The organism is Kineococcus terrestris (genome assembly GCF_041020755.1).
Lineage (GTDB): Bacteria > Actinomycetota > Actinomycetes > Actinomycetales > Kineococcaceae > Kineococcus > Kineococcus terrestris.
Genome location: NZ_JBEUEI010000018.1, coordinates 1 through 13,702 on the forward strand (window position 1 = coordinate 1; position 13,702 = coordinate 13,702).

The 13,702-nt window shown below is 74.6% G+C and carries 10 protein-coding genes; 5 read left to right on the top strand and 5 right to left on the bottom strand.

From position 1 onward, the window contains the following. Positions 1 to 61: 61 nt before the first annotated feature. Both AB8M62_RS12220 and AB8M62_RS12225 read right to left on the bottom strand, forming a co-directional pair. Positions 62 to 1,231, bottom strand: coding sequence for an acyl-CoA dehydrogenase family protein (locus AB8M62_RS12220; RefSeq protein WP_369053274.1), 1,170 nt, complete (start codon positions 1,229 to 1,231; stop codon positions 62 to 64). Beyond that, positions 1,228 to 2,784, bottom strand: coding sequence for a long-chain-fatty-acid--CoA ligase (locus tag AB8M62_RS12225; protein ID WP_369069730.1), 1,557 nt, complete (start codon positions 2,782 to 2,784; stop codon positions 1,228 to 1,230). Before AB8M62_RS12225 ends, AB8M62_RS12220 begins: the two co-directional genes overlap by 4 nt. Before the next feature lie 146 nt (positions 2,785 to 2,930). Between AB8M62_RS12225 and valS the strand changes: the two genes are divergently transcribed. Continuing rightward, entirely contained in the window at positions 2,931 to 5,594 is a 2,664-nt protein-coding gene (valS, locus tag AB8M62_RS12230; protein ID WP_369069731.1) for a valine--tRNA ligase, read from the top strand. A 432-nt stretch (positions 5,595 to 6,026) separates the two neighbouring features. On the opposite strand, the gene AB8M62_RS12235 is transcribed toward valS, so the two are convergent. Next, positions 6,027 to 7,109 (bottom strand): inositol-3-phosphate synthase, encoded by a 1,083-nt coding sequence (locus AB8M62_RS12235; protein WP_369053278.1) that lies wholly within the window; start codon positions 7,107 to 7,109, stop codon positions 6,027 to 6,029. Next, the gene (locus tag AB8M62_RS12240; RefSeq protein ID WP_369053280.1) at positions 7,109 to 7,696 is read right to left on the bottom strand and encodes a PadR family transcriptional regulator; all 588 of its coding nucleotides are present in this window, start codon (positions 7,694 to 7,696) and stop codon (positions 7,109 to 7,111) included. Before AB8M62_RS12240 ends, AB8M62_RS12235 begins: the two co-directional genes overlap by 1 nt. A 118-nt stretch (positions 7,697 to 7,814) precedes the next feature. On the opposite strand from AB8M62_RS12240, the gene AB8M62_RS12245 reads away from it, so the two are divergent. From AB8M62_RS12245 to AB8M62_RS12260, 4 genes are all read left to right on the top strand, one after another. Beyond that, entirely contained in the window at positions 7,815 to 8,246 is a 432-nt protein-coding gene (locus AB8M62_RS12245; RefSeq protein ID WP_369053282.1) for a MarR family winged helix-turn-helix transcriptional regulator, read from the top strand. Between the two features lie 115 nt (positions 8,247 to 8,361). Then, positions 8,362 to 8,832, top strand: a complete 471-nt coding sequence (locus AB8M62_RS12250; RefSeq protein WP_369069732.1) for a MarR family winged helix-turn-helix transcriptional regulator — start codon at positions 8,362 to 8,364, stop codon at positions 8,830 to 8,832. A 68-nt stretch (positions 8,833 to 8,900) separates the two neighbouring features. Continuing rightward, entirely contained in the window at positions 8,901 to 11,360 is a 2,460-nt protein-coding gene (locus AB8M62_RS12255; RefSeq protein WP_369069733.1) for an MFS transporter, read from the top strand. Then, a complete protein-coding gene (locus AB8M62_RS12260) occupies positions 11,357 to 12,163 on the top strand; it encodes a YceI family protein (RefSeq protein ID WP_369069734.1) in 807 nt (268 codons plus the stop codon). The genes AB8M62_RS12255 and AB8M62_RS12260 overlap by 4 nt, the downstream gene beginning before the upstream one ends. Positions 12,164 to 12,230: 67 nt before the next feature. Here the strand turns inward: AB8M62_RS12260 and clpX are convergent, their stop codons facing one another. Next, entirely contained in the window at positions 12,231 to 13,520 is a 1,290-nt protein-coding gene (clpX, locus tag AB8M62_RS12265; RefSeq protein ID WP_369053287.1) for an ATP-dependent Clp protease ATP-binding subunit ClpX, read from the bottom strand. Positions 13,521 to 13,702 lie beyond the last annotated feature (182 nt).

Below are 13,702 nucleotides of genomic sequence, written 5' to 3' on the forward strand. Positions count from 1 at the left end.
CGGGCCCGCCGCCCGGGGAGGTCCCGGGCGGCGGGCCCGCCGTCGTGCGGCCGCGCGCCGCTCAGGTGAAGGCGCCGACCCCCGTCAGGTGGCGGCCGACGATGAGGGTCTGGATCGACTCGGTGCCCTCGTAGGTGTGCAGCGCCTCGACGTCGGCCATGTGCCGCGCCACCCGGTGCTCCAGCAGGATCCCGTTGCCGCCCAGCAGGTCCCGCGCCATCGCGGTGACGGTGCGGGCCTTGCGGGTGGCGTTCACCTTCGCCAGCGAGGCCTGCGTGTCCGTCAGCCGGCCCTGCTCGGCCAGCCGGGAGGTGCGCACGCAGTACAGCTGCATCGCGGTCACCTCCGCCAGCATCGTCACCAGCTTGTCCTGCACGAGCTGGAAGGAGGCCAGCGGCTTGCCGAACTGCGTGCGCTCCAGCGAGTACGCCAGCGCCACCTCGTAGGCGGCGGTGGCGTGCCCGAGCGCGCCCCAGGCGATGCCGGCGCGCGTGGCCGACAGCACCAGCCCGGTGTCGCGGAAGCTGCGCGCGCCGGGCAGCTTGTTCTCCGCGGGCACGCGCACCCCGTCCAGGCGGATGTCGGCGTTGTGGATGGCCCGCAGCGACGCCTTGCCCTCGATGACGCTGGCCTCGTACCCGGGCGTCCCCCGCTCGACGAGGAAGCCCTGCACCTGCCCGTCCTCCCCGCGCGCCCACACCACGCACACGTCGCAGGCCGTTCCCAGGCCGATCCAGCGCTTGGCGCCGTCCAGGACGTACTCGTCGCCGTCGCGGCGGGCGGTGGTGGCCAGCGCGACGGCGTCGGAGCCGTGGTCGGGCTCGGTGAGGGCGAACGCGCCGAGGACCTCCAGGCGGGCCATCGCCGGCAGCCAGCGCCGCTTCTGCTCCTCGGAGCCGAGGAAGGCGATGGAGCGCATCGCCAGCCCGGCCTGCACGCCCAGCAGGGTGGCGAAGCTGCCGTCGCCGCGGGACAGCTCCATCGTCACCAGCCCGGCGGCGGTGTGGCTCAGGCGCGGGATCCCCGGCCCCTCCAGCCCGTCCCCGACCAGTTCGAGGGAGGCGTACTCCTTCAGCAGGTCCAGGGGCATCTCCGCCCGCTCCCAGTACCCGCCGGCGACGGGCACGAGGCGCTCGTCGACGAACGCGCGGACCGAGGCCCACACGCGCCGCTCCTCCTCGGTCAGGTCGGCGGCCAGGTCGAAGTAGTCGACGCCGGTGGGTGTGCTCACGCGTGCTCTCCCGTCGTGCTCGGTCGCGGGGCGCGGATCTCGCGCTTGAGGATCTTCCCGGTGGCGCCCTTGGGCAGGGACTCCTGCAGCCAGACGTGCCGGGGGTACTTGTAGGCCGCCAGGACGGCCTTCACGTGCGCCTGCAGCTCCTGCGGGGTGGCGCTGGCGCCGGGCTTGAGGACGACGGCGGCGCCGACCTCCTCGCCCAGCCGCTCGTCGGGGACCGCGACGACCGCGGCCTCGGCGACGGCGGGGTGCTCGTAGAGGACCTCCTCGACCTCGCGCGGGTACACGTTCATCCCGCCGCGGTTGATCATGTCCTTGGCGCGGTCGACGATCCGGTAGTACCCGTCGGCGTCGCGGGTGGCCAGGTCGCCGGTGCGGAACCAGCCGTCGGCGTCGACCGCGAGCGCCGTGGCGGCCGGGTTCCCCCAGTAGCCCTTCATGACGTTCTCCCCGCGCACGACGACCTCGCCGACCTCCCCGGGTGCGGCGGGCGAGCCGTCGGCGGCGCGCAGGTCCATCTCGCAGCCGCGCACCGGGGTGCCGATGGACCCCGGCCGGCGCTCGGCGTCGGGGTGGTTGAAGGAGGCCACGGGCGAGGTCTCCGACAGCCCGTAGCCCTCCAGCACGGTGCAGCCGAAGCGCGCCTCGAAGGCGTGCAGGAGCTCCACGGGCAGCGAGGCGCCGCCGGAGACGCACAGCCGCAGCGAGGAGACGTCGGCCCGCTCGGCGCCGGGGTGGTGCAGCAGCGCCCCGTACATGGTGGGCACGCCGGCGAAGCAGCGGACGCGGTCGCGCTCGACCGCCGCGAAGGCGGCGGCGGGGTCGAAGCGCGGCAGCAGGGTGATCGCCGCGCCGGCGACGACGGCGGTGTTGAGCGCGCACGTCTGCCCGAAGGCGTGGAACAGCGGCAGCGCGCCCAGGACCGTCTCGCCCGGCTGCAGGCGGATCAGGGTCTCCTGGCTGGTCAGGGCGTTGGTGAGCAGGTTGCGGTGGCTCAGCTCGGCACCCTTGGGCGCCCCTGTGGTCCCCGAGGTGTAGAGGACGACCGCGGTGTCCTCCGGGTCGGGCAGGTGGACGTCGCGCAGCGGCTCGGCACCGGCGAGCAGGTCCTCGCCGGGGTCCTGCTCCGGGTCCACGACGAGGACGCGGGTGTCGACGCCGACGGCCCCGGCGTGCGCCGCGTCGGCCGTCGCGCGCCAGACCAGCGCCAGGCGCACCCCGGCGTCGGCGAAGCAGTGGGCGACCTCGCGGGCCTGCAGCAGCGGGTTGAGCGGGACGACGACGGCACCGGCGCGCAGGGCGCCGTAGTAGAGGACGCAGAAGTGCGGGACGTTCGGCAGCGAGACCGCCACCCGGTCGCCCGGCTCGACGCCGTGGGCGCGCAGCAGGCCGGCCGCGCGGGCGGTGGCGTCGTCGAAGGCGGCCCACGTCAGGACGGCGTCGTCCAGGCGGACGGCGGGGGCGTCGGGGCGCTCGGCGGCGTGCCGGGGCACGAACTGGGCGAGCGAGACCGGGGGCGGGCTCGTGGGGCTCGGGGCGTGGCTCATGGCGGCTCCCTGCAGGCGGCGTCGGCTACAGCCCGGCCAGTCTCGCACGTTCCCGGCACCGGCGGTACCAGGTACTCGTCAGTACCGACCGGCACCGGGCGACGGCTGGTCGTGGACGGGCGGGCGGCCTTGCGATGATGGGGACCATGTCCGACGCGTCCGCCCAGACCCTCCCGTCGACGGCCCCTGCGCCGTCCGGTCCCCCGCCGACCGCCCCCGGCGTCGTCGTCCCGGACCGCCCGACGGTCGACGGGCTGGAGGAGCGCTGGGCCGCCGCCTGGCAGGAGGACGGCACCTACGCCTTCGACCGCACCCGCGAGCGCGCCGACGTCTACTCCGTCGACACCCCGCCGCCCACGGTGTCCGGCTCCCTGCACGTCGGGCACGTCTTCAGCTACACCCACACCGACGTCGTCGCCCGCTACCAGCGCATGCGCGGCAAGTCGGTCTTCTACCCGATGGGCTGGGACGACAACGGCCTGCCCACCGAGCGGCGCGTGCAGAACTACTTCGGCGTGCGCTGCGACCCCTCGCTGCCGTACGACCCCTCCTTCGTGCCGCCGGAGAAGGCCCCCAAGAGCGACCGCGACTTCGTCCAGGTCTCCCGGCGCAACTTCGTCGAGCTGTGCGAGCGGCTGACCGCCGAGGACGAGCAGGCCTTCGAGGCCATGTGGCGCCGCCTCGGGCTGTCCGTGGACTGGTCGCACACCTACTCCACGATCTCCCCCGCCGCCCGCGCCACCGCGCAGCGCGCGTTCCTGCGCAACCTCGCCCGCGGCGAGGCGTACGCCGCCGAGGCGCCCACCCTGTGGGACACCACCTTCCGCACCGCCGTCGCCCAGGCCGAGCTGGAGGACCGCGAGCGCGAGGGCGCCTACCACCGCGTCGCCTTCGAGCGCACCGGCGGCGGCGAGCCCGTCTTCATCGAGACCACCCGCCCCGTGCTCATCCCCGCCGTGGTCGCCCTCGTGGCGCACCCGGACGACGAGCGCTACCAGCCGCTGTTCGGCTCCACCGTGCGCTCGCCGCTGTTCGGCGTCGAGGTGCCCGTCGTCGCCCACCGCCTGGCCGAGCCCGACAAGGGGTCCGGCATCGCGATGATCTGCACCTTCGGCGACACCACCGACGTCACCTGGTGGCGCGAGCTGCAGCTGCCCACCCGCGCCGTCATCGGCTGGGACGGCCGCCTCGTGCGCGAGGTCCCCGAGTGGATCGCCGGCGGGCCCGGCGAGGCGCTGTGGGCCGAGATCGGCGGCGCGACGGTCCACACCGCGCAGGAGAAGGTCGTCGCCGCGCTGCGCGCCAGCGGTGCGATGGTCGGCGAGCCGAAGAAGATCGTGCACCCGGTGAAGTTCTACGAGAAGGGCGAGCGCCCCCTCGAGATCGTCACCACCCGCCAGTGGTACCTGCGCAACGGCGGCCGCGACGGCGACCTGCGCGACGCGCTGCTCGCCCGCGGCGCCGAGCTGGACTGGCACCCCGAGCACATGCGCCACCGCTACGACCACTGGGTCGGCGGCCTCAACGGCGACTGGCTGATCTCCCGGCAGCGGTTCTTCGGCGTGCCCTTCCCCGTCTGGTACCCGCTGGACGCCGACGGGCAGCCCCGCTACGACGCGCCGATCCTGCCCGAGGAGTCGGCGCTGCCGGTGGACCCGGCCTCCGAGCCCGCCCCCGGCCACGAGGAGTCCCAGCGCGGTGCGCCGGGCGGTTTCGCCGCCGACCCCGACGTCATGGACACCTGGGCCACCTCGTCGCTGACCCCGCAGATCGCCGGCGGCTGGGAGCGCGACGAGGACCTGTTCGCGCGCGTCTTCCCGATGGACCTGCGCCCGCAGGGGCAGGACATCATCCGCACCTGGCTGTTCTCCACCGTCGTGCGCTCGCACCTGGAGCACGGCGCGCTGCCCTGGCGCCGCGCCGCGCTGTCGGGCTGGATCCTCGACCCCGACCGCAAGAAGATGTCCAAGTCCAAGGGCAACGTCGTCACCCCGCTGGCGCTGCTGGAGGAGTACGGCTCCGACGCCGTGCGCTACTGGGCCGCGCGCTCGCGCCTGGGCACCGACGCCACCTTCGACACCGGCCAGATGAAGATCGGGCGCCGGCTGGCGATGAAGGCGCTCAACGCCTCCAAGTTCGTCCTCGGCCTCGGCGTCGAGCGCGGGCTCGCCTCGGCCGACCCGGCCGCCGTCACCGAGCCGCTGGACCGCAGCGTCCTCGCCGGCCTGGCCGAGGTGGTGCGCACCGCCACCGAGCGGTTCGAGGACTACGACCACGCCACCGCCCTCGACGTCACCGAGCGCTTCTTCTGGGGCTTCTGCGACGACTGGGTCGAGCTGGTCAAGGACCGCGCCTACGGCGCCCGCGGCGAGGAGGCCGCCGCCTCGGCGCGCGCCACCGCCGCCATCGCGCTGCGCACCCTGCTGCGCCTGCTGGCCCCCTTCCTGCCGTACGCCGCGGAGGAGGTGTGGTCGTGGTGGCAGGACGGCTCGGTGCACACCGCCCCCTGGCCCACCGTCGACGAGCTCGGCGCTCCCGACACGACCACCACGGGCGTCCTCGACGCGGCCGGGCAGGCGCTCACCGCCCTGCGCAAGGTCAAGAGCGAGGCGAAGGTCTCGCAGAAGACGCCCCTGACCGCCGCCACGATCACCGGCCCGGCGCACGTCCTGCACGCCGCCCGGCTCGCCGAGGCCGACGTGCAGGCCGCCGGCCGCGCCGCCTCGATCACCTGGCAGGAGGCGCCGGTCGTCGAGGGCGAGCAGGCGGCGGCGCTCGCCGCGCAGGCGGAGATCGCCGAGCAGGGCTGAGGTCGCGGGGCGCCCGCTCCGGGCGTGGGCCGGTCGGTGGCGGGCGCTCCGGCCGGCTCTCCGCCCGCCACCGGGCGGGTCTCCACGGGCTGCTGGGACGGGCGGGCTCCGGACGCCGGCCTGCGCACCCGCCACCGCCCTGTCGTCCCGGACCGTCCCCGGGCCTCCTGGGAAGGTCGTCGGCCGTCCCCGGACCGTGCCGAGGTGTTCCGGGCCGTCATCGTGAGCCCCGCCGGAAGAGGGTGACGGGGTGTCGTGGACGCCGGGCGTCCGGAGCCCGCGCCCTCCGGCGAGCGGGACGAACCCCCCGGTCCGGCGCGGGCGGAGAGCCCGGCGGCCAGGACGCCCCGGCTCCCGGCGACGAGACCGACCCCGGACGCGGCAGGACCCCGCGGCGCACGCACCGCGGGGTCCCGTCGAGACAGCGCGAGGTCAGCGCTCCACGTCGCCGCGGATGAACGCCTCGACCGCCGCGCGGCCCTCGTCGTCCGGCATCTGCACCGGCGGGGACTTCATGAAGTACGCCGACGGGCTGGTCAGCGGGCCGCCGATCCCCCGGTCCAGGGCGATCTTCGCCGCGCGCACCGCGTCGATGATGACGCCCGCGGAGTTCGGGGAGTCCCACACCTCGAGCTTGTACTCCAGGTTCAGCGGGACGTCGCCGAACGCGCGGCCCTCCAGGCGCACGTACGCCCACTTGCGGTCGTCGAGCCACTGGACGTAGTCGCTGGGGCCGATGTGGACGTTGCGCGTGCCGAACTCGGCCTGCACGTTGCTCGTCACGGCCTGCGTCTTGGAGATCTTCTTGGACTCCAGCCGGTCGCGCTCGAGCATGTTCTTGAAGTCCATGTTGCCGCCGACGTTCAGCTGGTAGGTGCGGTCCAGCTTGATGCCGCGGTCCTCCAGCAGCTTGGCCAGCACGCGGTGCGTGATGGTCGCGCCGACCTGGGACTTGATGTCGTCGCCGACGATCGGGACACCGGCCCGCGTGAACTTGTCCGCCCACTCGGGGGTGCCGGCGATGAACACGGGCAGGGCGTTGACGAAGGCGACGCCCGCGTCGATCGCGCACTGCGCGTAGTGCGTCGCGGCGTCCTCGGAGCCGACGGGCAGGTAGCAGACGAGCACGTCGGCGCGCGCCTCGCGCAGCGCGGCGACGACGTCGACCGGCTCGGCCGGGGACTCGGTGATGGTCTCGCGGTAGTAGCGGCCCAGGCCGTCCAGGGTCGGCCCGCGCTGCACCGTCACGCCGGTCTCGGGGACCTCGGCGATGGTGATGGTGTTGTTCTCGCTGGCGCCGATCGCGTCGGCCAGGTCGGTGCCCACCTTCTTCTCGTCGACGTCGAAGGCGGCCACGAACTCCAGGTCGCGCACGTGGTAGTCGCCGAAGCGCACGTGCATGAGGCCCGGCACGGTGGCCGTCTCGTCGGCGTCGCGGTAGTAGTGCACGCCCTGCACGAGCGAGGCGGCGCAGTTGCCGACGCCGACGATCGCGACGCGGATGGGTCCTGCCATCAGGGGGTCTCCTCACGAGAGGTGGCGGGTGGCGGCGCGGGGGCCGCCGGTGCGGTGGCTTCGGCGCTGATGAGGCGGTCGAGCCAGGCGACCTCGCGGCGCACGGTCTCCAGACCGTGCCGCTGCGCCTCGAGCGCGTAGGCGTCGAGCTGCGCCTGCGTGCGGTCGATGGTGCGGGACAGGTGGTCCAGCCGCTCGAGCAGCCGGGCCCGGCGGCCCTCCAGCAGGCGCAGGCGCGTGCGGGGGGCGACGCGGGTGAACAGGGCGAACCGCACGCCGAAGGCGTCGTCCTCCCAGGCGTCCGGCCCGGCGTCCTCCAGGAGCCGGCGCAGGCGCTCGCGGCCCGCGCCGGTGACCTCGTAGACGACGCGGGGGCGGCGGCCGGCGGCCGGGGCGCTCCGCGTCTCGGTGACGCACCCGTCGGCCTGCAGCCGGCGCAGGCAGGGGTAGAGCGTGCCGTAGGAGAGCGCGCGGAAGGCGCCGAGGCGCACGTCCAGGCGCCGGCGGACCTCGTAGCCGTGCAGCGGACCGTCGGCCAGCAGGGCGAGCACCGCCAGCTGGAGGGCGTCCGTCCGCCGCCTGACCACCGCGCACCTCCTCGACAGATGCATCGGTTCGATGCATCGCCCTGAACGTAGACGGGATCACACCGGTCGGCAAGCGCCACCGGGCGTGGCGGCCCGGCGGGGCCTGTACGGTCCCTGCATGGTCACGGGTCCCGCCGAGAACCTCGAGCGAGAGCTCGCCGTCCTGCTGCGCCGGTCGCGCGCGATCTCCCGCGAGACCGCGCGCTCGGTGCACCCGGAGCTGGAGCCCGAGGCCTACAGCCTGCTGGTGCGCCTGGACGACGTCGGCTCGGCGCGCCCGTCGGACCTGGCCGCCTTCTTCGGCATCGGCAAGCCGACGCTCAGCCGGCAGGTGCAGCTGCTGGAGCGGCTGGGCTTCCTCGAGCGGGCCGCGGACCCCGACGACGGCCGCGCGGTCCTGCTGACCCTGTCCCCCACCGGCCTGGAGCAGGTGCACGCGGCCCGGCAGGCGCGCCGCCAGCGGCTGCACGACCGGCTGGCGTCCTGGGACGACGCGGACATGGCGCAGCTGGCGGACCTGCTGGCGCGCTTCAACGCCAGCATCATCTGACCCCCGCCGCGCCCGCGCGGCACCTCGCGGGACCGTCTCCGGCCATGAAGTTGCATGCGGCAACCACCAGTCGTACAGTTGCCTCATCGCACTGACTTCGACCCCCGAGGTGCCCGTGGCCACACCGCACGCCTGCTCAGCGCTCGTCGACGTGCTGCCCGGGGTGCTCCGCACCCGCCGGGCGCTGGCCGGTCCCCCCGGCGCCGCCGCCGCGCTGAGCGCCCTGGCCGCCGTCCACGAGCTCGGCGGCCCCCGCGTCTCCGAGCTCGCCGACCACCTCGGCCTCGACCTGTCCACGGTCAGCCGCAAGGTCGCCCACCTGCGCCGCCTCGGCCTGCTGGAGGCCGTGCCCGACCCCGACGACGGCCGCTCGCACCGGCTGTCCACCAGCGCCGCCGGCCTCGCCGAGCTGCGCGAGCAGCGGCGCCGCCTCGTCGGCCGCCTCGTCGACCACCTCGACGACTGGGACGACGACGACCTCGACCGCCTCACCGGCCTGCTCGGGCGCTTCGGGCGCCCGGCGGGCCCCCCGGGCGCCGGCGAGGAACCCCGACCCACCACCCGCACGCAGCAGAGGACCGCATGAGCCGCACCGCACCCCCGTCCGCAGCCCCCGCGGCGGCACCCGCCACGGCGGGGCCGTCGGGGGTCGTCATGACCCACCGCCAGGTGCTGGAGGCGCTCTCCGGCCTCCTGCTCGGCATGTTCGTGGCGATCCTCAGCTCCACCGTCGTCTCCAACGCCCTGCCCCGCATCGTCAGCGACCTCGACGGCACCGAGTCCGGCTACACGTGGGTCGTCACCGCGGCCCTGCTGGCCACGACGATCTCCACCCCGATCTGGGGCAAGCTGTCCGACCTCTTCTCCAAGAAGCTGCTCGTGCAGGTCGCCCTGGTGGTCTTCGTCGTGGCCTCCGCCATCGCCGGGCTCAGCCAGAGCATGGCCATGCTCATCACGATGCGCGTCTTCCAGGGCCTCGGCGCCGGCGGCCTGACCGCCCTGGCCCAGGTCATCCTCGCCTCGATGGTCTCCCCCCGCGAGCGCGGGCGGTACTCCGGCTACCTGGGCGCCACCTTCGCCCTGGCGACCGTCGGCGGCCCGCTCATCGGCGGCGTCGTCACCGAGCACCTGTCCTGGCACTGGTGCTTCTACGTCGGCGTCCCCTTCGCGGTCGCCGCCTTCGTCGTGCTGCAGAAGACCCTCGACCTGCCGGTCGTGCGCCGCGAGGTCCGCATCGACTACGCCGGCGCCCTGCTCATCGCCGCCGGCGTGTCCTCCCTGCTGGTCTGGGTCTCGCTGGCCGGGCACCAGTTCGACTGGGCCTCCTGGCAGACCGCCGCGATGGTCGCCGGCGGCGTCGTGCTCCTGGCCGTGGCCGTGCTCGTGGAGAGCCGCGTGGCCGACCCGGTCATCCCCGTGCGCTTCTTCCGCAACCCCACCGTCGTGCTGTCGGCCCTGGCCAGCCTGTTCGTCGGCGTCGCCATGTTCGGCGGCACCATCTTCCTCAGCCAGTACTTCCAGCTGGCGCGCGGCGAGACGCCGACGATGTCCGGCCTGCTGACCCTGCCGATGATCGTCGGGTTGTTCCTGTCGTCCACGATCGCCGGGCAGGTCATCACCCGCACCGGCCGCTGGAAGGGCTGGATCGTCACCGGCGGAGTCCTGCTCACCGCGGGCCTGGGCCTCATGGGCACCGTGGAGTGGGACACCCGCTACTGGGTGCTGGCGCCGTGGATGTTCCTCATCGGCACCGGCGTCGGCATGATGATGCAGAACCTCGTGCTGGCCGTGCAGAACGTCATCGAGCCGCGCGACCTGGGCGCCGCGAGCTCCTTCGTGGCCTTCGCCCGCACCCTCGGCGGCGCCATCGGCGTCTCGGCCCTGGGCGCCGTCCTCGCCCACCGCGTCGAGGACCACCTCGTCAGCGGCTTCACCGCCGCCGGGATCGACCCGGCCGCCCTCGGCGGCGACACCCGCGGCATCCCGGACCTGGCGACGATCCCCGAGCCGGCGCGCGGCCTCGTGCAGGCCGCCTACGGCTCCGGCGTGGCCGACATCTTCCTCGTCGCCGCGCCCTTCGCGCTGCTCGCGCTCGTCGTCTCGCTGTTCTTCAAGGAGGTCGCCCTGCGCGGGCCCGCGCAGCCGGGGGACGCCGCGACCGGCGGCGACGCCGCCCAGGAGCCCCGGCAGACGCAGGAGTGGTCGACCTCCCCGGCCGAGCGCGCCGAGCGCGCCGAGCGCGCCGAGCGGGACGCGACCGCCGGCGACGGCGGCACCGGCCTGCACGTGGGCGGCACCGTCACCCACCACGACAGCCGCCCCCTGGCCGGGGCCGTCGTCACCCTCGCCGACCAGTCCGGCCGCCAGGTGGCGCGCACCACCAGCGACCAGGACGGCACCTACCGCCTGCCCGTGCCCACGGGCGGCACCTACCTGCTCATCGTCGCCGCCGACCACGTCGCGCCCTCCGCGCAGCTCGTGGCCGTCGGCGACCGGCCCGCCGTCCGCGACGTCGTCCTGGCCGGCCGCTCGGCCATCACCGGGCGCGTCCTGGGCCACGACACCCGCACCGACGCCCACACCGGCGTGCCCGGCGCGCTGGTGACGCTGACCGACGTGACCGGCGAGGTCGTGGGCGCCACCCGCACCGACGGCGGCGGCGGCTACGCCTTCGACCAGCTGCGCGGCGGCAGCTACGTCCTCACCGCCCGCAGCGAGGAGCACCGCCCGCTGGCCCGCAGCGTCGACGTGCCCGACTCCGGGGCGCTGGCGTGCGACCTGCTGCTGACCGGCGGGGGGCGCCTGACCGGCGCCGTGGTCGCCGCCAGCGACGGCCGGCGCCTGAAGGAGGCCACCGTCACCCTCGTCGACGCCGAGGGGCAGGTGGTCGCCGCCACCACCACCGGCGAGGACGGCGAGTACGCCTTCGAGGACCTCGCGGGCGGCCACTACACCCTCACGGCCGCCGGCTACGCCCCCGTGGCCACCGGCGTGGACGTGGAGGAGGACGCCGTCTGCGCCGTCCAGGTCCACCTCGGCACCGGCGCGACCGGCGGGACCGGCGCGACCGGCGGGGTCGACGTGCGCGAGGGCGCCCTGCCGGGGCAGCGGTGACCGCCACCACCGGCACCGGGCGGGTGCGGACCCGGGAGGGCTGGCCGGTCGCCGGCGCGGCCGTCACCCTCCTGGGCCCCGACGGGCACCAGGCCGCCCGCGGCGTCACCGGCGGCGACGGCACCTTCCGCCTGACGGACGTGCCGGCGGGCGCGGCCACCCTGCTGGTGGCCGCCCCCGCGCACGAGCCGCGCGCCAGCGCCGTCACCGCGCCCGCCGGCGGGTCCTGGCAGCTGGGCGACCTCGTGCTCGCGCGCACCGGCGGCGGGGACGTGCCGCCCCCGGGCGTCTGGGACGTCGACACCGCCCACTCCACGATCGCCGCGCGCGCCCAGCACCTGGGGTTCGCGGCGGTCAACGGCCGCTTCGACGACTTCACCGGCGTCATCACCGTCCCGGCCGACCACGCGGCGGCGAGCGTGGAGGTCGAGATCGCCGCCGCCTCGATCGCCACGGGCAACGCCCAGCGCGACGCGCACCTTCGCTCGGGCGACTTCCTCGACGTCGCCCGCCACCCGCACCTGCGGTTCACCGGCTCCGGACCGCGCCGCGGCGCGGACGGCTGGACGCTGCCCGGGCGGCTGACCCTGCTGGACGTGACCCGGCCGGTGGAGCTGGCGTTCACCTACGCCGGCAGCGGCCCGGACCCGTGGGGCGGCACCCGCGCGGCCTTCACCGCGACCACCGAGCTGCGGCGGGAGGACTTCCGGATGAACTGGAACCAGGCCGTCGGCGTGGGCGTGGCGGTCCTCGGCACGACCCTGAAGGTCACCGTGGACGTCGAGGCCGTCCTGCGGACCTGACGGCGGCCGCGACGCGACGAGGCCCGCCCGGGGAACGCTCCCCGGGCGGGCCTCGTCGCGTCGCGGCTCAGGCGGACTTGTCGCGGCGCTCGCGGGTGCTCTTGCGCTGCGGCGCCTCGCGCGGCACGAGCGTCGGGTTGACGTTCTTCAGGACGACCTCGCGGGTGACCACGACGCGGGCGATGTCGTCGCGGCTGGGCACGTCGAACATCACCGGCAGGAGGACCTCCTCGATGATGGCGCGCAGGCCGCGCGCGCCCGTGCCGCGCAGGATCGCCTGGTCGGCGACGGCCTCGAGGGCGTCGGGGGTGAACTCCAGCTCCACGCCGTCCAGCTCGAACATGCGCTGGTACTGCTTGGCGAGCGCGTTGCGCGGCTGGGTGAGGATCTGCACGAGCGCGTCGCGGTCGAGGTTCTCCACCGAGGTGATGACCGGCAGGCGGCCGATGAACTCGGGGATGAGCCCGAACTTCATGAGGTCCTCGGGCATGACGTCGCCGAACGTCGGCTCGGCCGAGGCGGCGGTGGAGCGCAGCTGCGCGCCGAACCCGAGGCCCTGCTTGCCGGCGCGGGACTCGATGATGCGGTCCAGGCCGGCGAACGCGCCGCCGACGATGAACAGCACGTTCGTGGTGTCGATCTGGATGAACTCCTGGTGCGGGTGCTTGCGCCCGCCCTGCGGCGGCACGCTGGCCGTCGTGCCCTCCAGGATCTTCAGCAGCGCCTGCTGCACGCCCTCGCCGGAGACGTCGCGGGTGATCGACGGGTTCTCCGACTTGCGGGCGATCTTGTCGACCTCGTCGATGTAGATGATGCCCGTCTCGGCCTTCTTGACGTCGTAGTCGGCGGCCTGGATGAGCTTGAGGAGGATGTTCTCGACGTCCTCGCCGACGTAGCCGGCCTCGGTGAGCGCGGTGGCGTCGGCGATCGCGAACGGGACGTTGAGCATCTTCGCCAGCGTCTGCGCGAGGTACGTCTTGCCGCAGCCGGTCGGGCCGATGAGCAGGATGTTCGACTTGGAGATCTCGACCGCGTCCTCGCGGCCCTTGGCGGCGGGCTCGCCCACCTGGATGCGCTTGTAGTGGTTGTACACGGCCACGGCGAGCGACTTCTTCGCCGAGGACTGGCCGATGACGTACTGGTCGAGGAACTCGAAGATCTCGCGGGGCTTGGGCAGCTCCACCAGGCCCAGGTCGTTGGCCTCGGCGAGCTCCTCCTCGATGATCTCGTTGCACAGGTCGATGCACTCGTCGCAGATGTAGACCCCGGGGCCGGCGATGAGCTTCTTGACCTGCTTCTGGCTCTTCCCGCAGAACGAGCACTTGAGCAGGTCGCCACCGTCCCCGATGCGTGCCACCGACGCCGTCCTCTCCTCGTGCTGCCGTCCGGGCGGTGCGCCCGGCGCCCCGTCACCGGAGCGTCACGTCCCCTCCACGCTACCTGCCGGGGAGGCGTGCCTGACCCATTAGACGCCCCGGGGGGAGCCGGTGCCAGGCCGGTCCCCCCGGGGTACCGCCACCGGAGTGACGGATTGCTGCT

Excerpts from the sequence above, each read along its gene's own strand:
- AB8M62_RS12225 (WP_369069730.1), bottom strand. The coding sequence starts at position 2,784 with ATGAGCCACGCCCCGAGCCCCACGAGCCCGCCCCCGGTCTCGCTCGCC.
- valS (WP_369069731.1), top strand. The coding sequence starts at position 2,931 with ATGTCCGACGCGTCCGCCCAGACCCTCCCGTCGACGGCCCCTGCGCCG.
- AB8M62_RS12235 (WP_369053278.1), bottom strand. The coding sequence starts at position 7,109 with ATGGCAGGACCCATCCGCGTCGCGATCGTCGGCGTCGGCAACTGCGCC.
- AB8M62_RS12245 (WP_369053282.1), top strand. The coding sequence starts at position 7,815 with ATGGTCACGGGTCCCGCCGAGAACCTCGAGCGAGAGCTCGCCGTCCTG.
- AB8M62_RS12255 (WP_369069733.1), top strand. The coding sequence starts at position 8,901 with ATGACCCACCGCCAGGTGCTGGAGGCGCTCTCCGGCCTCCTGCTCGGC.